Source organism: Burkholderia sp. MSMB1498 (genome assembly GCF_001526245.1).
GTDB classification, from domain to species: Bacteria; Pseudomonadota; Gammaproteobacteria; order Burkholderiales; family Burkholderiaceae; genus Burkholderia; species Burkholderia savannae.
In genome coordinates this window covers 116,273-138,063 of record NZ_LOYJ01000111.1, presented here as the reverse complement: position 1 = coordinate 138,063, position 21,791 = coordinate 116,273, and the positions used below count along the sequence as shown (strand labels likewise).

20 protein-coding genes are annotated in these 21,791 nt (G+C 64.8%); 16 read left to right on the top strand and 4 right to left on the bottom strand.

Going from position 1 to position 21,791, the window contains the following annotated elements; translation table 11 throughout:
• Positions 1–11 precede the first annotated feature (11 nt).
• From WS91_RS25660 to WS91_RS36360, 3 genes are all read right to left on the bottom strand, one after another.
• Positions 12–1,226, bottom strand: coding sequence for a hypothetical protein (locus WS91_RS25660; protein WP_059671298.1), 1,215 nt, complete (start codon positions 1,224–1,226; stop codon positions 12–14).
• 358 nt (positions 1,227–1,584) lie between these two features.
• The gene (locus tag WS91_RS25655; RefSeq protein ID WP_059671297.1) at positions 1,585–2,157 is read right to left on the bottom strand and encodes a phosphatase PAP2 family protein; all 573 of its coding nucleotides are present in this window, start codon (positions 2,155–2,157) and stop codon (positions 1,585–1,587) included.
• A gap of 230 nt (positions 2,158–2,387) precedes the next feature.
• Positions 2,388–2,630: a hypothetical protein gene (locus WS91_RS36360; RefSeq protein ID WP_145986730.1), complete on the bottom strand. Its 243-nt coding sequence runs from the start codon at positions 2,628–2,630 to the stop codon at positions 2,388–2,390.
• A gap of 439 nt (positions 2,631–3,069) precedes the next feature.
• Here WS91_RS36360 and WS91_RS25650 point away from each other — a divergent pair, with 439 nt between their 5' ends.
• The 13 genes from WS91_RS25650 (at position 3,070) to WS91_RS25590 (ending at position 16,972) form a co-directional block, all read left to right on the top strand.
• Positions 3,070–4,002 (top strand): helix-turn-helix domain-containing protein, encoded by a 933-nt coding sequence (locus WS91_RS25650; protein ID WP_059671296.1) that lies wholly within the window; start codon positions 3,070–3,072, stop codon positions 4,000–4,002.
• 223 nt (positions 4,003–4,225) lie between these two features.
• Positions 4,226–5,293: a sugar transferase gene (locus WS91_RS25645; RefSeq protein WP_059671270.1), complete on the top strand. Its 1,068-nt coding sequence runs from the start codon at positions 4,226–4,228 to the stop codon at positions 5,291–5,293.
• A 64-nt stretch (positions 5,294–5,357) separates the two neighbouring features.
• A complete protein-coding gene (locus WS91_RS25640; protein WP_059671269.1) occupies positions 5,358–6,551 on the top strand; it encodes a polysaccharide biosynthesis/export family protein in 1,194 nt (397 codons plus the stop codon).
• Entirely contained in the window at positions 6,548–6,982 is a 435-nt protein-coding gene (locus tag WS91_RS25635) for a low molecular weight protein-tyrosine-phosphatase (RefSeq protein WP_038753365.1), read from the top strand. Before WS91_RS25640 ends, WS91_RS25635 begins: the two co-directional genes overlap by 4 nt.
• Before the next feature lie 45 nt (positions 6,983–7,027).
• On the top strand, positions 7,028–9,268 hold the full coding sequence (locus tag WS91_RS25630) for a polysaccharide biosynthesis tyrosine autokinase (protein WP_059671268.1): 2,241 nt from the start codon (positions 7,028–7,030) through the stop codon (positions 9,266–9,268).
• 90 nt (positions 9,269–9,358) lie between these two features.
• Complete coding sequence (locus WS91_RS25625; protein WP_038753453.1) at positions 9,359–10,591, top strand: lipopolysaccharide biosynthesis protein; 1,233 nt, start codon at positions 9,359–9,361, stop codon at positions 10,589–10,591.
• A 32-nt stretch (positions 10,592–10,623) separates the two neighbouring features.
• A complete protein-coding gene (locus tag WS91_RS25620; protein WP_059671267.1) occupies positions 10,624–11,820 on the top strand; it encodes a capsular polysaccharide export protein, LipB/KpsS family in 1,197 nt (398 codons plus the stop codon).
• Position 11,821: 1 nt separating this feature from the next.
• On the top strand, positions 11,822–12,352 hold the full coding sequence (locus WS91_RS25615) for a serine O-acetyltransferase (RefSeq protein WP_059671266.1): 531 nt from the start codon (positions 11,822–11,824) through the stop codon (positions 12,350–12,352).
• Positions 12,349–13,293 (top strand): glycosyltransferase, encoded by a 945-nt coding sequence (locus WS91_RS25610; RefSeq protein WP_059646178.1) that lies wholly within the window; start codon positions 12,349–12,351, stop codon positions 13,291–13,293. Before WS91_RS25615 ends, WS91_RS25610 begins: the two co-directional genes overlap by 4 nt.
• Complete coding sequence (locus WS91_RS25605) at positions 13,290–14,453, top strand: glycosyltransferase (protein ID WP_038753370.1); 1,164 nt, start codon at positions 13,290–13,292, stop codon at positions 14,451–14,453. The genes WS91_RS25610 and WS91_RS25605 overlap by 4 nt, the downstream gene beginning before the upstream one ends.
• Before the next feature lie 85 nt (positions 14,454–14,538).
• The gene (gene kdsA / locus WS91_RS25600) at positions 14,539–15,381 is read left to right on the top strand and encodes a 3-deoxy-8-phosphooctulonate synthase (RefSeq protein ID WP_059671265.1); all 843 of its coding nucleotides are present in this window, start codon (positions 14,539–14,541) and stop codon (positions 15,379–15,381) included.
• Positions 15,378–15,929, top strand: coding sequence for a KdsC family phosphatase (locus WS91_RS25595; RefSeq protein ID WP_038753372.1), 552 nt, complete (start codon positions 15,378–15,380; stop codon positions 15,927–15,929). Before kdsA ends, WS91_RS25595 begins: the two co-directional genes overlap by 4 nt.
• A gap of 107 nt (positions 15,930–16,036) precedes the next feature.
• A complete protein-coding gene (locus tag WS91_RS25590) occupies positions 16,037–16,972 on the top strand; it encodes a KpsF/GutQ family sugar-phosphate isomerase (RefSeq protein WP_038753373.1) in 936 nt (311 codons plus the stop codon).
• A 247-nt stretch (positions 16,973–17,219) separates the two neighbouring features.
• Here the strand turns inward: WS91_RS25590 and galU are convergent, their stop codons facing one another.
• Positions 17,220–18,104: a UTP--glucose-1-phosphate uridylyltransferase GalU gene (gene galU / locus WS91_RS25585; RefSeq protein ID WP_038753374.1), complete on the bottom strand. Its 885-nt coding sequence runs from the start codon at positions 18,102–18,104 to the stop codon at positions 17,220–17,222.
• A gap of 766 nt (positions 18,105–18,870) precedes the next feature.
• On the opposite strand from galU, the gene WS91_RS25580 reads away from it, so the two are divergent.
• From WS91_RS25580 to WS91_RS25570, 3 genes are all read left to right on the top strand, one after another.
• Positions 18,871–19,104: a flagellar transcriptional regulator FlhD gene (locus WS91_RS25580; protein WP_038753375.1), complete on the top strand. Its 234-nt coding sequence runs from the start codon at positions 18,871–18,873 to the stop codon at positions 19,102–19,104.
• 727 nt (positions 19,105–19,831) lie between these two features.
• Positions 19,832–20,824 (top strand): guanitoxin biosynthesis L-arginine gamma (S) hydroxylase, encoded by a 993-nt coding sequence (gene gntB, locus WS91_RS25575; protein WP_059671264.1) that lies wholly within the window; start codon positions 19,832–19,834, stop codon positions 20,822–20,824.
• On the top strand, positions 20,825–21,790 hold the full coding sequence (locus tag WS91_RS25570) for a proline dehydrogenase family protein (protein ID WP_059583501.1): 966 nt from the start codon (positions 20,825–20,827) through the stop codon (positions 21,788–21,790).
• Position 21,791: the final 1 nt, after the last annotated feature.

Here is a 21,791-nt window from a genome sequence, read left to right as displayed (position 1 = left end):
GGCGGCGGACGCTAGGCGCACGACGCGCCGGTCGCGCTCAGCCGGCCGGTACCGGGCCGTTCGCGACGCTCGGGCGAGCGCTCGGCATGCCCCGCGTGTCCGGCGACGACGACGAACATCAAGAGCGTGAGCCACAGCATGCCGTATAGCGCGTGGAACTTGAACAGAAGGAGCGGCAGCAGATACAGCAGCAGGCGCCGCCGGCCGCGCCGCCGGAACAGCATGAACAGCGCGCCGAAGAACGCGGTGACGCCGACGCCGCCGGTGGCGAACAGCAGATACATGTAGAACGAGCTGTCGCGCACCTGATAGCCGCGCAGGTGCGTCTTGCCGACGTTGTTCCGCTCGTCCCAGAAGAGGCCGTTGCCGAATGCGTCGGCGAGCGCGTCTCGCGCGCTCAGCTCGCGCAGCACGAGCGTGCGGCTGCCGAGCGCGTCGTAGTCGGCGGATTGATTCACGCGCTTGTCGTACACGCCGTACATCGCCGGCGCGATCGCGAGCGCGACCGCGACGATCACGAGCTTGATCCGGATCGACGAGCGTCCGGCGAGGAAGTGCACGCCGAACAGCAGCGCGCAGACGATGATCGCCGCGATCGAGAACGACAGCAGCGCGGTCGCGAACGCGACGATCGTCGCAGCCGCCATGCGCCGCTTCGCTAGCAGCAGGACGACGCCCGCGGGCACGACCGTCATCGCGTAGAACGACGGCTCCGAATAGAGGCCGAGCGCGCGGATCGAGATGAGGCTGTCGCTCAGCGCCTTCGTCGCGTACAACGCTTCGGAATCGCTCTCGCGGACGTAGCTGTCGAAGTCGATGAAGTGGCCGGAGATCAGGTAGTAGCCGAGTTGCACGAGGAAGAACGCGGCATGCACGTAGATCAGCGCCTCGCATGTCCGCTCGAGCGAGCGCATCGACAGCACGCCGCTCGCGAACAGCCAGAACGCGAGCGCGATGTAGGTTTCGATCAGCACGAACTTGACGTAGAAGTTCGCGTAGAAATCGCCGAACGCGGACACGATGAACGCGGCGCTTACGCTGAGCATCCAGTACGCGGCGATGGCGGGCAGCCGGTGCTGGCGCGCGAACAGCGTCGGTGCGCGGAACAGCGCAAGGACGGCGAGCAGCGCATAGGCCGCGAAGCTCGCGCGCACGCTGAACGCGTTCAGCGAAAAGAAGCAGGCGCTGGTGGCGAAGAGCAGGGTGGGAACGCTCGCGCGTCGCATGAAGACTCCGTGGTTCGTGAGCGGCGCACGCTTTCGAGCCGTGCTGCTCGAACGTCGCGCGTTGAGCGCGCTGGCATCGCGCGGCGACGCTTCCGAAGCGAGATCGCCGGCATGCACGCGCACGGCGCCGATGTCGACCGTCGCATGCGCGGCGCGCGCCTCGACGCGCTCGATGGTGCCGTCTGTCGCGCCTCGACGGCGCGCTTCGCTTGCCGTGCGAAACGCTCGCCGGCATGCATCGGGCATCGATGCGCCGCGGTGCCCGGGAGTATAGCGACGCGTGCGCTTTCGCACGCGCGCGCGTCCGATCGGGACGGGGTTTCGGCGGCTGGCGACTAGTCCTGGCCGCAACCGACCGTCACCAGGGGAGTTGACGGCAGAGGAACGGCGAGTATTGCTCGATCGCAGCTTGAATCGGCGCGTGTCTCCCGTAGGAGACGGCGAGCACTGCCAGTAGCGAAACCGACACGTACAGCCACAGGCGCCGCGACACAGCGGGTGCGCCTTTCCATAGCACGAACGACAGCGTGACGAGCGTGCCGACCGCCCATCCGGCGATTACTTCGGACACCGTATGTGCTTTGTCGAACACGCGTGCCGTGCCGATCAACGCGGCGAGCACGAGACCCGCCGTCAATGCCATGTCCGAGCGCAGCCATTGCAGGCCGAGCAGGAGCGCCATCGGCCACACCGCCGATGCGAGCATCGTGTGGCCGCTGACGACGCGAAAGTCGATCGCGCGAATCTGCACGCCGCACCCCGCGTAGAGGATCTTCGTCAAGCCGACGACGAGCATGCCGGCCGCGAGCAGCACGAGCCACGACAGCGCGTCGCGCCGCTCGGGCGACGAGCGGACGAGCCATGCGCAGCAGACGACGGAAAGAGGAAGGGTCAAGGCGGCGTCGCCCAGATCGCTGATGGCAGACCACATCGCGTGCATTCGCTCAAGAAAACGCAGTATTGTAAGGCGGCGCTGCGAACGACTGCAGTTTCTCGCGCCACAAGCGCGGGCTGCCGTCGGATTTGTCCAATCGATGCGAGTCGCGTTAATGCGCGGGTATCGCGCATCACGCCTCACATATATGAAATCGCCGATGCGCGGTGATCACAGGCATTGTTCGCGACGCAAAATCGGCTTCGACCGGACATTATCGAAAAGCGCTAGATGGATATCGTAAAAATACGCAATAGCCTAAAGGCATGCCGGTAACGAAAGATCAATTCCAATTGTAAAAATACATGCGATTCGGCGACGAATTCGATAGAGTCGGCGCCAAGGCGGCGTACGCATTGCATCTCGTTTGCATGCGAGATCGCCATATTTCCTCCACAAGAAACGGCAGCGCGGCGCGTCGGTGAATGAACGCGCAGGCGTGCGCCGGTGCTGCCGTTCGGCCGCTCCATTCACTTGCAGTCCGTTTGGATCGCCAGTGCGACGCGGCGCCGGGCGCGTCTGTCTTCATCCGTCGTCCATATCGGATGCTCCGCGCGCGGCCAGTGATTCAGTTGCCGAAAGATCGTCTGAAATCGACAAGCGCGCGCGTGTCTTTTGATGCAATGTGCGCACCAATCCGAATTGGATCGATCAATAAATGATGGAATCGATGTCCAGATTCAATCCGCCAACATGGCGTCGTAATCAGACAGAAAGATTGTTGCAGCCATTTGAAGGAATATGATGCACCGCAGAATAGACATTGCTGAATGAGTGGAAAGGGCCGGCGGGATGGAATGCGCGTTCAACATTGGTCGGATGGGAGCACACGTGAGTCGTGGTGCAGCTTTCGGTGGCGTGTGCTACCGGAAAGGAATCGCTGTCGTCTTGTTTGACGGCTTTTCGTTGATGCACGCGGGACGCATGGCGGAGATCTTCAATCTCGTCAACTGTTTCCGACATGCAGACGCGGAATCCGGCAGCGATTACGAGATGTTGCTGCTGTCGGCGAAGGGCGGTGCGGTGTATTCGTCGTCCGGCATTCCCGTTTGGTCCCAGCCGCTGCACGAGCGCGCGCTCGACAGCGTGCATGCGATTTTCGCAATCGGCGAACCGGATGCGTCCGATCGTGACGATGAGAAGGTGTCCGAATGGTTGCGCAACGCGCGGGCCCACGTTCGCGCGGCGGACGGGGCGCGTCGCCTGTTGGGGCTCGCGAATCTCGAGCGCGGCGATGCGGCCGCGGATGATCTGTCGATCGACACGATGCTCTCAGGCGCCGCGTCCGCCGAGAAAGTCCATCCGACCGCGGCGGAACGTGCTGCATTCTCGGCCGCGCTCGCCGTCATTCGACACGATTGCGGCGACGGCGTCGCGCACGAGGTTGCCGAGCGTTTGTGCCCGGCGATCGCCGCCCGGCCCGCCGAGTCGGCGTTCGCCGCGCGAGAGGCGCGTGCGAGCAAGTTGATTCGCGCGTCGGTCCAACAACTGCGCGACAACAGCGCGAACCGCATTTCGATCGCCGACACGGCGCATGCGGCGGCGATGAGCGAGCGCAACTTCCTGCGCCGATTCAAGCAGGAGATCGGCGTGACGCCGTCGGAGTTCGTGCAGAAAGTTCGGCTCGAGCATGCATGCCACATGCTCGTGCATACCGACCTTCCGGTCGACAAGATCGCGCGGCGCACGGGGCTCGGCAGCGGCGATCGTCTCGCGAAACTGTTTCGCCAGCATCTGTCGATGTCGCCGACCGAGTATCGCGCAGTCGAGCGCAGCCGAGGCGCAGGCGCGGATCTCGCATGCGGCGAATTCGAGTCGCGGCTGAGCGAATCGATTTCATAACAAGCGTCGCGCCGCGCCTGTCGTCTCACCCCTAACCTCAGCTTTGCCACGCTCACATGCGAGGCCGTGGGCGTCGTTCGGACTTCGTCGGGCGATGAACGCCGAATGTTTGTCGATTCGGATGTCGATGCATCGATGAAAGGTGCACGACACGCCGGGCATGGTGGCTAGAAATATAGAAGTACGAAGTAAATTTTTGATGAAACGCAATCGAGGTTCACATATGCCAGCGATATTTCCCAGAGTCGTCGACATCGCGGTGATCGTGGTCGGCGCGTTCCTTCCGATCCTGATCGAGGCGTCCGGCAGCCCGAACGCGCAGTTCTTCGACGGATCGCTGGTGGCGTTCGCCGCTGCGCTGTCGCTGTCGGTTTTTCCCGCATGTGGGATCTACGAGTCGTCCCGGCGGCGCTCGCCCGTGCATCTGATCAGCCGCACCGCGCTCGCATGGCTCGTCGTGCAGGGCGGCACCGTCGCGCTGCTGTACGCGCTGCGCCGCGCGCAAATTCTCTCGAGCGAGTGGTTCGCGTACTGGACGGTCACGAGCGGCATAGGGCTGTTGATTTTTCGTGCGGTCACGCTCGCTATCTTCGGCCTTGTCGAGCGCGCGAGCCGTCAGGTGAAGGCCGCGACGCTCGATCAGGTGGGCCACGTCGCGCATCGCATGCGCACGTCGGGCATCGCGAAGCGGATCGTCAAGCGCGCGTTCGACGTGGCCGCCGCGTCGTGCTTGATCGCGGTGTTATCGCCGGTGCTCGCCGTGATCGCTTTTCTCGTCATGCGCGACGGCGGCCCGGCCGTATTCGGGCACATGCGCATCGGGCGGGACGGCCGCCGCTTCAAGTGCCTGAAATTCCGCTCGATGGTGATGAACGCCGACGCCGTGCTGAAGGCGCTGCTCGAACGCGATCCGCACGCGCGCGCGGAATGGGCGCGCGAATTCAAGTTGAAGAACGACGTGCGAATCACGCCGATCGGCCGCTTCCTGCGTCGAAGCAGCCTCGACGAACTGCCGCAGCTGCTGAACGTCGTGAAGGGCGAGATGAGCCTCGTCGGGCCGCGGCCGATCGTCGAGGCGGAGCTTGCGCGCTACGGCGAGGACGTCCGCTACTACCTCGCCGCGAAGCCCGGCATGACCGGACTGTGGCAGGTGAGCGGCCGCAACGATACCGATTACGCGACACGCGTTTCGCTCGACGTGTCGTATGTGAAGGAATGGTCGCTTCGACGCGATCTGTACATCCTGTTGAGAACGGTCAACGTGGTCCTACGCGGATCGGGCGCGTATTGAGCGCGCGCTTCGCGGCGATCGGCGGCCGGAGAGGGCCGGAACTAGAAAGTGAGTCGAGGTGTAGATGGGTAGTCTGGGGGAAGCAGGCGGCGTCGCGCCGCCGACACGCACGTACGGCGCACGCGTGCGTTTGTTGACGATGTGGGTGCCGCTATGCGTGGTGCTCGCCGGATGCGGCGTCGCGCCGGGCATGCGGATGAAGCAGCCGGCGAACGTGCCGGTATCGAGCGCTGACGCAAGCGCGTCGACTGAGGCCGGCCGCGAGCCGCGCGGCGAGCAACTGCCGGTTCCGATCACGAACATCGATCTGAATCTGATCCGCACGCTGCGCGACGCGCAGCGCGGCGCGCGCGGCGCGTCCGATCTCGCGACGCCGGTGTCCGGCTACACGATAGGGCGCGGCGACGTGCTGCAGATCACGGTCTGGGATCATCCCGAGCTCGGGGCGGCGCTCGGCGCGCAGCAGCAGACGGCCGCGCGCACGGCCGATGCGCCGGCAGGCTTCGTCGTCGATCAAGACGGCACGCTGCAGTTTCCGTTCGTCGGACGCATCGCCGTCGCCGGGCTCAAGCCCGAGCAGGTGCAGGCGCGGCTCGCGCGCAAGCTCGCGGAGACGTTTCGCGATCCGCAGGTGACGGTGCGCATCGCGTCGTTCCGCGCGAAGCAGGTCTATATCGAAGGCGAAGTGCATACGCCCGGCTCGCAGCCGCTCAACGACATTCCGATGACGTTGCACGACGCGGTGAGCCGCGCGGGCGGTTTCTCGACGAGCGCGGACCAGAGCCGCGTGATGCTCGTGCGCAACGGCGTCGAGCAACGGATCGATCTGTCGGGCGCCGGGCAGGGGATCAATCCTTCGCGGGTCGTCCTCAAGGACGGCGATCTGCTGCGCATTCCGCCGCGCGACGAGAGCGGCGTGTTCGTGATGGGCGAGGTCAACAAGCCGGTCACCGCGCTGCCGATGCGCAACGGCCGCTTGATGCTGAGCGACGCGCTATCGCAGGCAGGCAGCCTGAACGCGACGACGGCCGATGCGGCGCAGCTGTATGTGATTCGCGGCTCGCTCGACGCGAAGCCGCAGATCTACCGGCTCGACGCGAGCTCGCCTGTCGCGATGGTGCTCGCGAACCAGTTCGAGCTCGAGCCGAAGGACATCGTCTATGTCGACGGCAACGGGCTCGTGCGGTTCAGCCGCGTGCTCAGCCTGTTGCTGCCGGCCGTCAACGCCGGCCTGACCGCGGCGGTCGTGACCAAATGATCGAATCGATTCTCGTCGTCTGCGAAGGCAACCTCTGCCGCAGCCCGATGGCGGCCGCGTTCTTCGCGGCCGCGCTGCCGGGGCGCGCGGTGACGTCGGCGGGCTTCGACGCGCTCGTCGGGCTGCCCGCCGCGCCGTTCGCGCAGGACGTGATGCGTGAGCGCGGCATCGATCTCTCCGCGCATCGCGCGCAGCAGCTCGGCCGCGCGCAGTGCGCTTCGGTGGACCTGATTCTCGTGATGGACCGCACGCAGCGGCGGCACGTCGAGGACCGGTATCCGCTCGCGCGCGGCAAGGTGTTTCGCATCGGCGAGCATGAGAACTTCGACGTTCACGATCCCTATCGCCAACCGCGCTTCGTGTTCGAGCGGTCCGCGCGGCTCATCGAGCTCGGCGTGAACGGCTGGCTGTCGCGGCTGCGGCTCGTGTGAACGATCGCGCGCACGCGCGGAACCGAATCCCCAAGATCTCGATACATGAATTCCAACCAATCCGGCACACAAGCGCTTCCCGAGAGCGACGGCGAAACCGACTTCATCGCCATTCTCGACATCCTGATCGAAAGCCGCTGGCTGATCGCGGCGATCGCGACCGGCTGCTTTGCGATCGGCGTCGCGTATGCGGTGCTCAGCAAGCCCGTCTATCAGGCGGACATCCTGATTCAGGTCGAGGACAGCCCGGACACGTCCGCCGCGAAGAGCCTGCTCGGCGATGTTTCGTCGCTCTTCGACGTGAAATCGTCCGCGGCGGCGGAGACGCAGATTCTCGCGTCGCGGCTTGTCGTGTCGCGCGCGGTCGACCAGTTGAAGCTCTTCGTCGATGCGAAGCCGAAGCGCTTTCCGTTGATCGGCAATTGGCTCGCGCGCCGCAATGAGGGGCTGTCGAATCCGGGCTTCGCCGGCTTCGGCGGCTATGCGTGGGGCCAGGAGCGCATCGACGTCGCGACGTTCGATGTGCCGCGTTCGCTCGAAGGCGACAAGTTCGAGCTGACGATGCTCGATGCGCGCCGCTATCGGCTCGCGGGCGGCGATCTCGAACGCGGCGCCGAAGGCGTGGTCGGCAGGCTCGAACGCTTTGCGGCGAAGGGCGGGGCGATCGCGCTGCGTGTCGATGCGGCCGCCGCGAAGCCGGGTGCGACGTTCGTGCTCGTGCGCCGCTCGCGTTTGCGCACGATCGAGGATCTGCAGGACAACCTCGACGTGCAGGAGCGCGTCAAGCAATCGGACGTGGTCGTCGCGAGCCTGCGCGACACCGATCCGGAGCTCGTCAGCAGCGCGCTCAATGAAATCGGGCGGCAATACGTCGCGCAGAACATCCAGCGCAAATCGGCGGAGGCCGCGCAATCGCTCGAGTTTCTCAACGCCCAGCTGCCGACGCTCAAGCGGCACCTGACCGATTCCGAAGCACGCCTGACGAAATTGCGAGACGAGCACGGAACCGTCGATTTGACCGAAGAGGCGAAGCTCGTGCTCGCGCAATCGGCCGATGCGAAGGCACGCCTGCTCGAGCTGCAGCAGAAGCGGCAGGAGCTGCTGTCGCGCTTCACGCCGAAGCATCCGAGCGTGGTCGCGATCGATCGGCAGATCGCCGCGCTCGACGGCTATCGCGGCGCGGCCGAGCAGCAAATCAAGCGGCTGCCGGATCTGCAGCAGCAGATCGTGCGACTGATGCTCGACGTGAAGGTCGACACCGATCTCTACACGGCGTTGCTGAACAACATGCAGCAGTTGCAGCTCGTGCGAGCGGGGAAGGTCGGCAACGTGCGGCTCGTCGATACGGCAGCGGTGCCGGAAGTACCCGTCAAGCCGAAGAAGGCGCTTGTCGCGATCGCGTCGCTGCTGATCGGCGTGCTCGCCGGCTGCGGGACCGCGGTCGGCCGCTCGATGCTGTTTCATGGCATTTCCGATCCGAACGAGATCGAGCGCCGTCTGGGCATGAACGTCTATGCGACCGTGCCGCGCAGCGAGCAGCAGCGGGCGCTGACCGAGCGCGCGAAGCGCAAGGAGCGCGCGATGTCGCTGCTGTCCGTCGTGCATCCGGACGAGCCGGCCGTCGAGAGCCTGCGCAGTCTGCGCACGGCGCTGCAGTTCGCGATGCTCGAAGCGAAGAACAACGTCGTCGTGATCGCGGGCCCCGCGCCGGGCGTCGGCAAGTCGTTCGTGTCGGCGAATCTCGCCGCGGTGCTGACGATGGCCGGCAAGCGCGTGCTGCTGATCGACGGCGACATCCGCAAGGGGCATCTGAACGACTATCTCGGCCTCGCGCGCGGCAAGGGATTCTCCGAACTGATCGCGGGCGCGGTGCAGCCGGACGACGTGCTGCATCGCGACGTGATCGCCGGGCTCGACTTCATCTCGACGGGCGCGATGCCGAAGAACCCGGCGGAACTGTTGCTCAACCCGCGCGTGCCGGAGTTGATCGATGCGTTCTCGACGCGCTACGACGTCATCGTGATCGATTCGCCGCCGGTGCTCGCGGTGGCCGATACGGGCATCCTCGCCGCGACGGCGGGCACTGCGTTTCTCGTCGCGCTCGCCGGCTCGACGAAGCTCGGCGAGATTGCCGAATCCGCGAAGCGCCTCGCGCAGAACGGCGTGCGGCTGAGCGGCATCGTGTTCAACGGGATCAATCCGCGGCTCGGCCAGTACGGGTACGGATCGAAGTACGGCGGCTATCGCTACGTTGCGTACGAATACGGAGCGAAGCGCGATGCGTGACGTTCATGTGTACGCGAGCGGAAGCGACGGTGATCGTCGGTTCTGCGCGGCGTGCGCGCGGCGCGCGCATTCGACTGCCGGAGCGCGGCGATGATCCGCGCTCGCGATTCGATCGTGTCGCTGTGCGGCGTCGTCGCCGGGCAGATCGCGCTTTTCGGCTGCATCTCGCTGATCGGGCGCTTCCAGGGCCCGGAGGCGCTCGGCCATTTCAACTATTTGCTCGCGCTTGCGACGTTCGCCGGCACGCTGCTCGCGGGCCGCTACGAGCTCGCTTGCGTGAGCGACAGTGCGGCGGAGTCGTTCAACGCGCTCGTGAACGTGATGGCGCTCGGCACGGCGATCGTCGCGCTCGGCGGTGCGGCGATTTTCGTGACGGGCCGTGCGGAGCTGGTCGCCGTCGCCGCGTATGGCTTTGCCGTATTCATTCAATTGGCCGCGGGCGGCTATCTGAACAGCCTGAGGCGCTATGGCTGGATCGCCGCGAGCCGCATCGCCGTGAACGGTTCGTTTCTCGCTTGTATGCTCGCCGCGACGTTCGTGCCGACGCTCGGAAGAGTCGACGCGTTCGGCACATATACGGCGGTCACGGTATTCGTCGCACTGTCGATGCTGCTCGCGGTTGCCTGTCACGGCAAGCGGCGCGGCTATTCGTTCGAAGTGACGCGTGCATTCTTCGTCGAGCATAGCCGCTTCGCGAAGTACATCCTGCCGTCGACGCTTTGCGGCTCGGTGTTGACCTATGCGCTCGCGATCGTGATTCCACACTGGTTCGATGCGCAGAGCGCGGGCTATTTCGCGGCCGCGTATCGGCTCGGTTTCTTTCCGGTATCGCTGGTTGCGCAGAGCCTCGGCGGCGTGTTTCGGCGCGACGCGATGGCCGCGATGGCGCGTGATGACGCACGAGCGATGGTGCCGAAGGTATTCGGCGCGTATGCGCGCTCGCTCGCGCTGCTCGCGGCGGGCTATGCAGCAGGCGGCGCGCTGTTGTTCGGCCCGCTCGTCGGGCTCTTCTTCGGCGCGCGCTGGAGCGGCGCGATCGCGTTCTTCCAATGCATGATCCCGCTCTTCGCATTCCAGATGATCTACGTGCCGCTGTCGCAGATCTTTCTCGCGGCGCGCGCGCAGCGCATCGATTTCCTGTTTCAGCTCGGCTCCGGCGTCGTGCTCGCCGGCGCGTTGTGTACGGCGAAGCTCGCGGATCTGTCGGTGCTCGCGAGCGTGCGCCTGTTTTCCTTTTCCGGCGCCGTGCTGATGATCGCCGGCATCGCGCTGACGTTTGGCGTGATGAAAGGCAGCGTGTCTCGTCGGCGTGCCGACGCATGACGTTTCCTCCAATTCTTCATTGAGCGCAGATCATGATTGTCGTCGTCATCGATTCCATGGAGCGTTATTACTTTGCCGCGCGGCTCGTGAAGGCGGTCAGAAAGGAGTTCGGCTTTCTGTTCGCGACGAGCGAGCCGGTCGCGCACCTGATGGCGCTGAGCGCGGGCATCCGGTCGGTTTATCTGCGGCGCGGCGCGCCGATGCCGGCGGCGTCCGACGCGGCGGCCGCGATTCGTTCCGACGCGTCGATCGAAGTGCTGAACGGGCAAATGACGCCCGGGCTCGCGCGTGCCGACGCGGCGGCGATCTATGCCGCGATGTCCAACGTGTTTCGTCGCCGTCTGATTTCGCAGTGCCTGATGTGGAACGGGCAGCAGCTCGTGTGCCGCGCGGTCGCGCATGCGTGCGCGGCGCACGGCGTTCCGACGAAGTTCGTCGAGATCTCGAACCTGCCGGACAAGCTGTTCGTCGATCGGCTCGGCGTCAACGCGCTGTCGTCGATCAGCCGCAGTCCGGCCGTCATCGACGGCTTGCCGATGCCGACCGAGGACGAGCATCGCCGCTGGCTCGCGCGCTACGAGCGATACAAGGCGAGGCCGCTGCCGCAAGCGCGCACGTCGTGGCGGCGCAAGGCGGTGTCGGCCGTCAACTATGCGTTGAAGACCGCCACGCAAGGCGTGGCGCGCAAACGCTTCGATACGGTGCGCGCGACCAACGGCGCGCTCGCGCCGGCCGAGGCGAAAGCGCTGACGGCGAAGGAGCTGTCGGCGCTGCGCTACGTGTTCCTGCCGCTGCAGGTGTCCGGCGATACGCAGATCAAGCTGCATTCGGACGTCGACAATCTGAAGGCGATCCAGCTTGCGTTCGAGCACGCGGCGAACGAAAGCGCGGACCTGATCGTCAAGCTGCATCCGGCGGAGTGCGATACGGCCGTGATCGACGAAGTCGTGCGGATGCAGCGCGTCTATCGCTTCGACATCGTCACGTCGCCGACGACCGATCTGATCAGGCACGCGTATTCGGTCGTCACGATCAATTCGACGGTCGGGCTCGAGGCGCTCCTGTACGGCAAGCCGGTCATGTCGCTCGGCCGGTGCTTCTACAAGGAATTCGATCGCGCGCGGCTGCTCAAGTACATCCATTCGTTCCTGATCGACGGCATCGATTACTTCGGCACGGGCGAAATCGCGCCGCGCGCGGCGAGGAACGTATTTTCGATGAAGCACTGACATGCGCACGACGCTGAAGCAGACGATCGTCGCGATCGCCGAGGATTGCCGCCGCAATGCGTTCTTCAAGACGCGCTGCGTCGTCGTGTTCTTCCGGATCGCGAACTATCTCGCGTGCCGCAGCAAGCTGACGCTTGCGCTCGGCGCGCCGGCGATCGCGCTCTACATCGTCGTCTGCGACTGGATCATGGGCATCGAGATTCCGGTCAAGACGAAGATCGGCAAGGGCCTCACGCTGTATCACGGCACGGGGCTCGTCATCAACGGCTATTGCGAGATCGGCGAGCGTTGCGTGCTGCGGCACGGCGTGACGATCGGCAACACGCTGCGGCCGGACGGCACCTACAGCGGCGTGCCGTTCATCGGCGACGACGTCGAATTCGGCGCGCACAGCATCGCGCTCGGCGAGATTCGGATCGGCAACCGCGCGCGCATCGGCGCAGGCGCCGTGCTGCTGCGGGACGTGCCGGACGGCGGCGTCGCGGTGGGCGTGCCGGCGCGCGTGCTCGAGAAGGAGAAGAGCGCAGCATGAAGGTATTCATCCTCCATCCGGGGAAAGCGAACTACCCGGAAATCGCCGCGTACCGGGATTTTCTCGGCCAGCGCGGCTTCGACGTCCACGATGGCGACGCGAGCGCCTACGCGCGGTTCGGCGACCGAAGCAACTGCATCCTGTGGTGCATCATGGGCTTCTACCGGTCGCTGCCGCCCGCTCGATTCGTGATTCACGATTACCGATCGCTGTCGGTCGGCCGGCTCGCGGCAGTCAAGGACGCGCTCAAGCGCGCGTTGAATGCGAAGCCGGATCTGCGGATCTTTCAGAACGAGCGGATGCGCGGCGCAATGGCGTTTCGCGACGAAATACCGTCGCTGCTGCTGCCGATGGGCGTGCCGGACTGGATCTTCGGGATCGCGAACGAACCGGCGGGCGAGGGCCCGGCGGGCCGGTTCTGCTATATCGGCGAGATGAGCCGCGAGCGCGGCTTCCACAGGGTGCTGGCCGCGTATCGCGACGCGCCGCGCACGGCGCGCGACACGCTCGTGCTCGTCGGCGAGCCGGAGCGGGAGATTCACGAAACGTTCGGGCACGTCGCCGGCATCCAGTTCGTCGGACGTGTGCCGCAGCGCGATGCGCTCAAGATCGTGCAGCGCTCCGAGTATGCGGTTTGCTATTTCCCGTATCACCGGCCGCACTGTTTCCAGACGCCGACGAAGCTGCTCGAATACGCGGCGCTCGGCAAGAAGATCGTCTGCAACGACGCGCCGTCGAACGTCGATGCGACGCGGACGCTCGGCATCCGTTCGCACGTCACCGGCGCATCGATATTCGACGAGCTGCTGCCGCTCGCGCGACTGCGCGTGCCGCGCAACGAGCCCGCATGGATGAAGTGGCTCGGATGGACGGCCGTGATTTCGCAATCGGGCGTCACCGAGCATCTCGATGCGATCGCTTCGATGCGGAGCGTGCGATGACGATCGACACCGCACGGCCGCGGCGGGTTGCGACGCCGCCGGAGAAGGGCGCAACGGACAACGGCCGCACGCGGATGAAGATCGTGCAGATCCTCGAATCGAGCGCGACGGGCACGTTGTCGATGGTGTGCCTGATCGCGAATCGCCTCGCGCGCGAGGGGCACGACGTGCACGTCGTCTATTCGATCCGGCCCGATACGCCCGCGAATCTTCAAACGCTGTTCGACGCAACGGTCAAGCTGCGCCACATCCAGATGAAGGGCGTGCCGCCGCTGCCGGTGTTGCTGGAACTGCGGCGCACGCTGATCGGCATCAGGCCGGACGTCGTGCACCTGCATTCGTCGTTTGCGGGATTCCTCGGAAGAATCGCGTCGCTGTTCGCGTTGCCGGATGCGGCGTTCTTCTATAGCCCGCACTGCATCTCGTTCATGCGCCGCGACATTTCCGCGCTCAAGCGATCGGCGTTCGTCGCGCTCGAGCGAATCGCGTGCGTGAAGCGATGCCTGTACATCGCTTGCTCCGACAGTGAACGCGACGCGGTCCGCGCGCATTTGCGGCAGCCGGTTGTCGTGGTCGAGAACGCAGTCGGCGCGATGCCGTCGCCTGCGGCAGCCGATTCGGCCGGCGTGTGCGGTTCGACGTTGCGGGTCGTGACGGTCGGCGGCATTCGTGCGCAGAAGAATCCGCGGCTGTTCGCCGAGATCGCACGCCGCCTGCGCGGCTCGCGCCTGCGCTTCGCCTGGATCGGCGACGGCGACGCGGCACTCAAGGCGGAACTGCGCGACGCAGGCGTCGAAGTCGCCGGCTGGCTCGGTCGCGCGGAAGTCGTCGCACGATTGCGCTGTGTCGACGTATATTTGTCGACGTCGTCGTGGGAAGGCATGCCCGTGTCGGTCATCGAGGCGATGCTGCTCGGCCTGCCTGTCGTCGCGTCCGCATGCGCGGGAAATGTCGACGTCATACGGCACCTGCAAACTGGCGCGATATTTCGCGACGCCGGCGATGCGGTCGAACTGCTCGCATCGATTGACCGCGATCCGGCGCTGCGCGCGCGCCTCGCGGCGGCCGCGCGGCAGGAAGCGCGCGAGCGCTTCGGCGAAGAACGTTTTTTCCGGCAGCTTGCGCCGGTGTACGCGTCGCGGCTCGTGCGCGCGTCTTGAGGATTCGCCGCCCCTCATGCGGGCCCGCCGCGCGGAATCGGAGCGCAGCGCACGGCACGGGGCGGTCCATTGGGAGAGTTGATCTATGAACGTAGCAATCAGCCCCGGCGTGACAGCCGGCAACGACCTGCCCTTCGTGCTGTTCGGCGGGCTCAACGTGCTCGAGAGTCTCGATTTCACGCTCGACGTGTGCAGCGAATACGTCGCGGTGACGCGCAAGCTCGGCATTCCGTTCGTGTTCAAGGCGTCGTTCGACAAGGCGAACCGCTCGTCGATTCATTCGTATCGCGGCGTCGGGCTAGACGAGGGCCTGAAGATCTTCGCGGAGGTGAAGGCGCGCTTCGGCATGCCGGTGATCACCGACATTCATGAGATCGAGCAGGCCGCGCCGGTCGCCGAGGTCGCGGACGTGCTGCAGGTGCCCGCGTTCCTCGCGCGCCAGACTGATCTCGTCGTCGCGATCGCGAAGACGGGCAAGCCGGTGAACGTGAAGAAGCCGCAGTTCATGAGCCCGACGCAGTTGAAGCACGTGGCCTCGAAATGCCGCGAGGCCGGCAACGATCAGGTGATTCTGTGCGAGCGCGGCAGTTCGTTCGGCTACGACAATCTCGTCGTCGACATGCTCGGCTTCAGGCAGATGGCCGAGACGACGGGTTGCCCGGTGATCTTCGATGTCACGCACAGCCTTCAATGCCGCGATCCGCTCGGCGACGCGTCGGGCGGGCGGCGGCGGCAAGTGGTCGATCTCGCGCGCGCGGGCATGGCGGTGGGCATCGCCGGGCTCTTTCTCGAAGCGCATCCCGATCCGGATCACGCGCGCTGCGACGGGCCGAGCGCGCTGCCGTTGCATTTGCTCGAAGGCTTCCTGTCGCAAGTGAAGGCGATCGACGATCTCGTCAAGCGCATGCCCGCGCTCGAGATCCGATGAGCGCGCCCGCGTATCGCGGCGCGATCCGGCTCGTGCTGTTCGACGCCGACGGCGTGCTGACCGACGGCCGGCTGCACGTGACGGGCGACGGCGAGTTCATGAAGAGCTTTCATGCGAAGGACGGCATCGCCGTCGCGCTTCTGCGTGCGCACGGCATTCGCAGCGGCATCCTGTCGGGCCGTCACAGCGCGCCGCTCGCATGGCGTGCGCAACAGCTCGGCTTCGACGTGTTCGTATCGGGATGCGACGACAAGCGCGCCGGCTACGCGCGCATCAAATCGGAGCGGTCGCTCGCCGATGATTCGATCGCGTATGTCGGCGACGACGTGAACGATTTGCCCGTGATCGATTCGGTGGGTGTTTCGTACGCACCCGCCGACGCGCACGCGCTCGTCAAGCGGCGCGTCGACCACGTCGTGTCGCGCGCGGGCGGCGACGGCGTCGCGCGCGAAGTGGCGGAACATGTGCTGGTGCGTTCCGGGTTGTCGCTCGACGAAGCGTATCGCCCGCTGCTCGATCAATGGATGCGGCATCACGTCGTCCAATGATCTCGGCACGCGTGACATTGCCGTGCGATCGGACTGCACGCGGCTCGCGCGCGAGCCGCGCATGACGAGAACCAACAACATTTTTCATCGCCTTTCACGGCTCTTCGATGAACCATCACAACTATCTTGATTCCGCGCGGCAAGTCTTCGACATCGAATCGCGCGCGCTCGCAGGCCTTTCCGAGCGCGTCGACGAAGCGTTTGGCGACGCGGTGGAAGCGATCCTGCATTCGAGCGGCCGCGTGGTCGTCTGCGGCATGGGCAAATCCGGGATCATCGGGCGAAAGATCGCGGCGACGCTCGCGAGCACCGGCACGCCGAGCTTCTTCATGCATCCCGGCGAGGCGTATCACGGCGATCTCGGCATGGTGACGTCGGCCGACACGTTTCTCGCGATCTCGTATTCGGGCGAGACCGACGAAGTGATCAAGCTGATTCCGTTCTTGAAAAGCAACCGCAACTATCTCGTCGCGATGACGGGCAATGCGCGATCGACGCTCGCGAAAGCGGCGCACAGCCATCTCGACGTCGGCGTCGAGCAGGAGGCGTGTCCGCTTCAGCTCGCGCCGACGTCGTCGACCACCGCGGCGCTCGCGATGGGCGACGCGCTCGCCGTCACGCTGATGAGGGCGCGCGGCTTTCGGCCCGAGAACTTCGCGCGCTTCCATCCGGGCGGCTCGCTTGGGCGACGCCTGCTGTCGAAGGTCGATGACGAAATGGCGGCCGGCGATCTGCCGTTCGTCGACGAAGACGAACAGGCGATCGACGTGCTGCAAGCGATGACGAGAGGCCGGCTTGGGCTCGCGATCGTGCGGCGCGAATCGGGCTTTGGAATCATCACCGACGGAGACGTGAGGCGTGCGATCGAAACGCATGGCGACGCGTTGTTCCGCCGCGTCGCGTCGGATCTGATGTCGATCGATCCGGCAATGGTGCCGCTCGGCACGCGCGTCGAGGATGCGTTGCTGATGATGGAGGCGCGACGCATCAACGCGCTGCTCGTATTCGACGATGAGGGCGTCGTCGGCGTGTTCAAGAAGTAGAAGCGTTTGCAGGGCAAGCCGGATATTTCGAGATCCGTACGAAATTTCCGCCGCGCCTCGGATGTTCGGTGACGTCGGCACCGATGGCGGAGTCGGCCGCCAAGTCGGCTCGTCCATCGTGCCGTGAATCGCCCGTCGAGCGTCACGGCGTGTCGGGCGCGCATTGCGTGCCGTGCCGGCCGCGAGCGGCCCCTGCCGCGTGTCGTCGCGCTCGCATGTGCCGCTCGCGCATGGTGTACGCGACGCGTTACGCCACGACGAGCTCCGGAAAGCGCTCGCTCAGATACTGTTCGAAGCCGATTGCGACTTCCGGGTGGCGCAGCGCAAACTCGACCGTCGCCTTCAGATAGCCGATCTTGCTGCCGCAATCGAAGCGCGTGCCGTCGTAGCGATGCGCGAGCACCTGCTCGTCCTTCAGCAGCGACTGTAGCGCGTCGGTCAATTGCAGTTCTCCGCCCGCGCCCGGCTCGAGCGCGCGCAGATGGTCGAAGATGCGCGGCGTCAGCACGTAGCGGCCGACGACGCCGAAGTTCGATGGCGCCGCCGCGGGTTCCGGCTTCTCGACGATGCCGGCCAGCTTGAAGAGATTGTCCTCCCAGCGCTTGCCGTCGATCACGCCGTACGATTTCGAATCGTGCGGTGCGATCTCTTCCACGCCGACGACCGACGTGTGATAGTGATTGAACACGTCGATCATCTGCCGCAGCACGGGCGGGCGGCCGTCGAGCAGGTCATCCGCGAGCACGACGGCGAACGGGCTGTCGCCGACGAGCTTCTCCGCGCACAGCACCGCATGGCCGAGGCCGAGCGCTTCGGCCTGGCGCACGTAGAAGCAGTCGACGTGACGAGGCTTGATGCCGCGCACGAGCGACAGCAGTTTCTCCTTGCCGCGCGCTTCGAGCTCCGCCTCGATCTCGTACGACTTGTCGAAGTGATCTTCGATCGCGCGCTTGCTGCGCCCCGTCACGAAGATCATTTCGGTGATGCCGGCGGCGATCGCTTCCTCGACCGCATACTGGATCAGGGGTTTGTCGACGACCGGCAACATTTCCTTCGGACTCGCTTTCGTCGCGGGCAGAAAGCGGGTGCCGAGGCCGGCAACGGGAAATACGGCTTTTGTGACTTTCAGCATCGGGCGTCGAACCTTCCTTCGAAGACGTTGAACGTTTGCGCGCGAGCCGGCGATGCGTTCTCGAAGCGAACGACATCGGCGATGCGGGCGCAGTAATACGATGGTAGGGCCGTTTGAATTGTTTGGTTGCGCTAAATATAGGTCTAATCGGACAGACTTCTGACGATGTCGATTCGATCAAGCACGGTGGCGGCGGCAGCGGCTTGCGAATAGACGCGCCGCGAATGACGACGGAGTTTGCGATGCGGATGCGAGATGACGCCGGGCGCGATCACGGGCGCGATCACGGGCGCGAGCGCGTCGCGTCGCGTCGCGTCGCGTCGGATTCGACGCGGGAGAAAAAATGCCCGCCTGCAACGGCGCGTGCAGGCAGGCCAATTCCGAGTGATCGGAAGGTTCGCCGCCCGGGGGGAGCGGCTGACCGGGGGCGAGTATGAAGGCGGACGGGCGAACGCGCCTATCGTTCTGTCCGATTGTGCGTAGCAAATGGCCGATGGGGACTGCAAGTCGATTGCAATGCGCGTGTCGACGCGCGGCGAGAACCGCGCGGACGACGTCTTCGTGCGGCGCTCGCGGCGTTCGGCTGCAAGCCGACTGCGTCGCGCACGTGCGTGCGGACCGTCATTTGGCGGAACGCGGCCGGATTTTGTCGGACGGGCGCGGCGCGCATCCATTAGCCTTTGCTTGCGGACGCGCATCGGGCAGGTGAAGCGTGTCGGCGAGAACGTTCGCGGATGCGCGCGTTCTTCATCGAAACGGGGCGGTCATGGAAGACGAGAGAGACGCGTTCGACGAGATCGCGGAATTCAACCAGCGGTATCTTAGGCTCGCGCGGCGCTTGTTGTGCGAGGACGCCGGCCGCGCTCGGACGATGCTTGGCATCTCGAACGAACTGGCGACTCGTCTCGTCGCGATGACGCCGGCTCAACTCGAACGGCTCGCTTACGGCGCAGAGCTCGTTTGTCAATTTCGCCTCGACGCGATGCCCGGGCGGGCATGAGGCGATTCACGGCGGAAAGGGCACGCTGAGCCCGCGCTGGGGCGTCGTTGAGCGTCTTCACGGTTCGTCGCCGCGTAGGCGCGCTCGTGCCGGATGGCAAGACGTCTATTGCGCTTGGCGTGCGTTGACAGTGGGCTCCGCTGAACCGTCGCGATCGCTGGGCGACTTTGTGCCGGCTGCGGACGAAGCCGTTGCAGCCACCTCGATATTTTCGCTAAGCGCCCCCGGCTTTCGCGATGCGCATGACCACGCGCTCGAACGACGCAGATCACGCTGCCCGGCAACTCGCGACGTCGTTGCCCGATGTGCCGCGCACACCTGAGGCGACGAGCGATCCGCGTCGCGAATCCCATCATCGCGGACCGGCTGCATGCCGCCACGGGCCTTCGGCCAAACTCCGCTCTTCGGCAGAGGGGGCGGCCACGCGCACGCATCCCAATCGTCTTCTCATGGCGGCGCGTCACCCGCACTTCGATTGCAGTTCCGACTACGAATATTCACCGTGTCGACGCTATTTTCGTCGGAATGTCGAAGCCGGTCGTCCATCAGACGAAAGTTCACGTGGATATCGACTAATTTGTCGTTTAATCAGCGCCATTTAATATGTAATATTCGCGATTGATGTTTGTTTGATTTATGAATGACATTTGAAAGGAAGTCGGTTTTCGATCGTGCGCATGTGTCATTGGGAAGCGCCTAGAAGAAGCACTTAAAAATAGGAACGTCCATGATAGAAAAGCATGTGTTCTCAAAGGAAATTCGCGAACGCTTGAAGCCGTTATTCGCCCTGAATAACTGGCGCGGCCCGCTGGAGCTGGCGAGCGATTATCTCTGCATCGCGGCGGCGGTCTATGCGACATATTGGTCGATGTGGTGCTATCCGCTTGCGCTGCTCGTGATCGGGTCGCGGCAGCGGGCGCTCGCCTCCCTGCTGCACGAGTCCTGCCACAAGACATTCACGCGCAACCGCACGCTGAACAATTTTTTCGGGCGCTGGCTTGCCGGTTACCCGATCTTCCAAAGCCATCGGGCTTACGTGAAATCGCACGTGCTCGACCATCACACGTTTCTCGGCGACGCGAACCGCGATCCCGATTACATCCACTACATCGAGAGCGGTTTGTTCGACGTGCGCGATCGCCTCGATTTCGTCATGCGATTCATCGTCAAGACGATCCTGCTTTTCAATATCGGCAGCTATCTGAAATATTTGATGACGAACCGGCTCGGTGAGATTTCGCGTGAAAAAAAAGAACTGATGGGATTGGTGTTGACGCAGGCGGCCATCTTTATGGCATTCTTCGTCACGGTGGGCCTGCTCGGTTATGTTCTTTTCTGGATCGTTCCGATCATTACGACATTCCAGATCATTGGCTTGTTTTCCGAAATTTCCGAGCATTTTCCGGTCATTCGCACGACTCGAAGCACGCTGACGATTACCCGAAACCGCTTCCCCGCCCTGCTCGAGCGCGCTTTCATCGGCATGCACGGCGACAATTACCACCTCGTTCATCATTTGCTCGCGGGTATTCCGTTCTGGAATCTTCGGCGCGCGCATACGATCCTGCTCGGCGATTGCGCTTATGCGGCGGCCAATCGGACGTCGGGCGGCATTTTCACCGCGCCGTCCGGACGAATGTCCGTCATGCGGTCGATTCTCGACGAGATCCGCGTTTCCGCTCCCCTCGATTTTCCCGTAGCTTCCCGCCAAGGTGCCTGAATGAACGACGAAATCACGATGCTCGCCGCAGCCGCATTGAAGGGGTTCGCCGCGAATCCGCAGTATGCGCAGCGTTTTCGTGAAGGATCTGCGTTGCGCGAATGGCTGCAAGTGCCGGCGAGCCGCTACATCGTGGCCGGCGACGCCGGCACCGCCGTCGAGCGGATGCGCGTGCTGGCCGGGAAAGGATACGAAGTCGGTCTCGAATGCGTCGGCGAAAACGTCACGGATCGCGAGGAGGTCCGGCGCGTCGAAGCGCAGTATCGGCGGTTGATCGATCTGCTGCCGCATGGCGGCCTGGGGCGGCGAACGGAGCTCAATTTCGATCTGAGCAACGTCGGCTTGCTGATCGCGCGCGATCTCGCCTGCGAGGTGACGGACCGCATCGCCGGCGCGGCGGGCGAAAGGGGCGTGTTCGTGACGCTCAGCATGGAGCGTTTTCCGATGGTCGACGATATTCTGTCGGTGTTCCATCAGCTCGCCGCGTCGCATGCGAACGTCGGCATCACGCTGCAGGCGTATTTGCACCGCACGGCCGGCGACCTCGACGCGGTGCTGCGGGCCGGGCGCAAGATCAGGCTCGTCAAGGGCGTGTACGACGAAGCGCCGGAGCGGGCGCTGCCGCGCTCTTCCGCACTGAACGACCGCTACGTCGAATTGGCGCGCCGCATGGCGGACGCCGGCGTCGACCGCAGTTTCGCGACGCAGGACCCGGCGCTCATCGAGCGTCTGATGCGCGACGGCCTGCTCGGCGGCGATGCGGAAATCGAGATGCTGCACGGCGTGCAACCGGGCAGGCTGCGCGATCTTCGCCGCGACGGTGTGAATTGCCGCGTCTACGGCACGTTCGGCGACAACTGGTATCTGCATTTCCTTCATCGCCTTGCCGAAGCGCCGGAAACCGTCCTGCTGGCGCTGGCGGACATCCAAGATCCGTCGCGCATCGTGTTCGGCGGCGAATACTGAG

Excerpts from the sequence above, each read along its gene's own strand:
- kdsA (WP_059671265.1), top strand. The coding sequence starts at position 14,539 with ATGAACGTAGCAATCAGCCCCGGCGTGACAGCCGGCAACGACCTGCCC.
- galU (WP_038753374.1), bottom strand. The coding sequence starts at position 18,104 with ATGCTGAAAGTCACAAAAGCCGTATTTCCCGTTGCCGGCCTCGGCACC.
- WS91_RS25645 (WP_059671270.1), top strand. The coding sequence starts at position 4,226 with ATGCCAGCGATATTTCCCAGAGTCGTCGACATCGCGGTGATCGTGGTC.
- WS91_RS25630 (WP_059671268.1), top strand. The coding sequence starts at position 7,028 with ATGAATTCCAACCAATCCGGCACACAAGCGCTTCCCGAGAGCGACGGC.
- WS91_RS25605 (WP_038753370.1), top strand. The coding sequence starts at position 13,290 with ATGACGATCGACACCGCACGGCCGCGGCGGGTTGCGACGCCGCCGGAG.
- WS91_RS25620 (WP_059671267.1), top strand. The coding sequence starts at position 10,624 with ATGATTGTCGTCGTCATCGATTCCATGGAGCGTTATTACTTTGCCGCG.
- WS91_RS25580 (WP_038753375.1), top strand. The coding sequence starts at position 18,871 with ATGGAAGACGAGAGAGACGCGTTCGACGAGATCGCGGAATTCAACCAG.
- WS91_RS25650 (WP_059671296.1), top strand. The coding sequence starts at position 3,070 with ATGCACGCGGGACGCATGGCGGAGATCTTCAATCTCGTCAACTGTTTC.
- WS91_RS25625 (WP_038753453.1), top strand. The coding sequence starts at position 9,359 with ATGATCCGCGCTCGCGATTCGATCGTGTCGCTGTGCGGCGTCGTCGCC.
- WS91_RS25595 (WP_038753372.1), top strand. The coding sequence starts at position 15,378 with ATGAGCGCGCCCGCGTATCGCGGCGCGATCCGGCTCGTGCTGTTCGAC.
- WS91_RS25640 (WP_059671269.1), top strand. The coding sequence starts at position 5,358 with ATGGGTAGTCTGGGGGAAGCAGGCGGCGTCGCGCCGCCGACACGCACG.
- WS91_RS25570 (WP_059583501.1), top strand. The coding sequence starts at position 20,825 with ATGAACGACGAAATCACGATGCTCGCCGCAGCCGCATTGAAGGGGTTC.
- WS91_RS36360 (WP_145986730.1), bottom strand. The coding sequence starts at position 2,630 with ATGGAGCGGCCGAACGGCAGCACCGGCGCACGCCTGCGCGTTCATTCA.
- WS91_RS25660 (WP_059671298.1), bottom strand. The coding sequence starts at position 1,226 with ATGCGACGCGCGAGCGTTCCCACCCTGCTCTTCGCCACCAGCGCCTGC.
- gntB (WP_059671264.1), top strand. The coding sequence starts at position 19,832 with ATGATAGAAAAGCATGTGTTCTCAAAGGAAATTCGCGAACGCTTGAAG.
- WS91_RS25635 (WP_038753365.1), top strand. The coding sequence starts at position 6,548 with ATGATCGAATCGATTCTCGTCGTCTGCGAAGGCAACCTCTGCCGCAGC.
- WS91_RS25615 (WP_059671266.1), top strand. The coding sequence starts at position 11,822 with ATGCGCACGACGCTGAAGCAGACGATCGTCGCGATCGCCGAGGATTGC.
- WS91_RS25655 (WP_059671297.1), bottom strand. The coding sequence starts at position 2,157 with ATGTGGTCTGCCATCAGCGATCTGGGCGACGCCGCCTTGACCCTTCCT.
- WS91_RS25590 (WP_038753373.1), top strand. The coding sequence starts at position 16,037 with ATGAACCATCACAACTATCTTGATTCCGCGCGGCAAGTCTTCGACATC.
- WS91_RS25610 (WP_059646178.1), top strand. The coding sequence starts at position 12,349 with ATGAAGGTATTCATCCTCCATCCGGGGAAAGCGAACTACCCGGAAATC.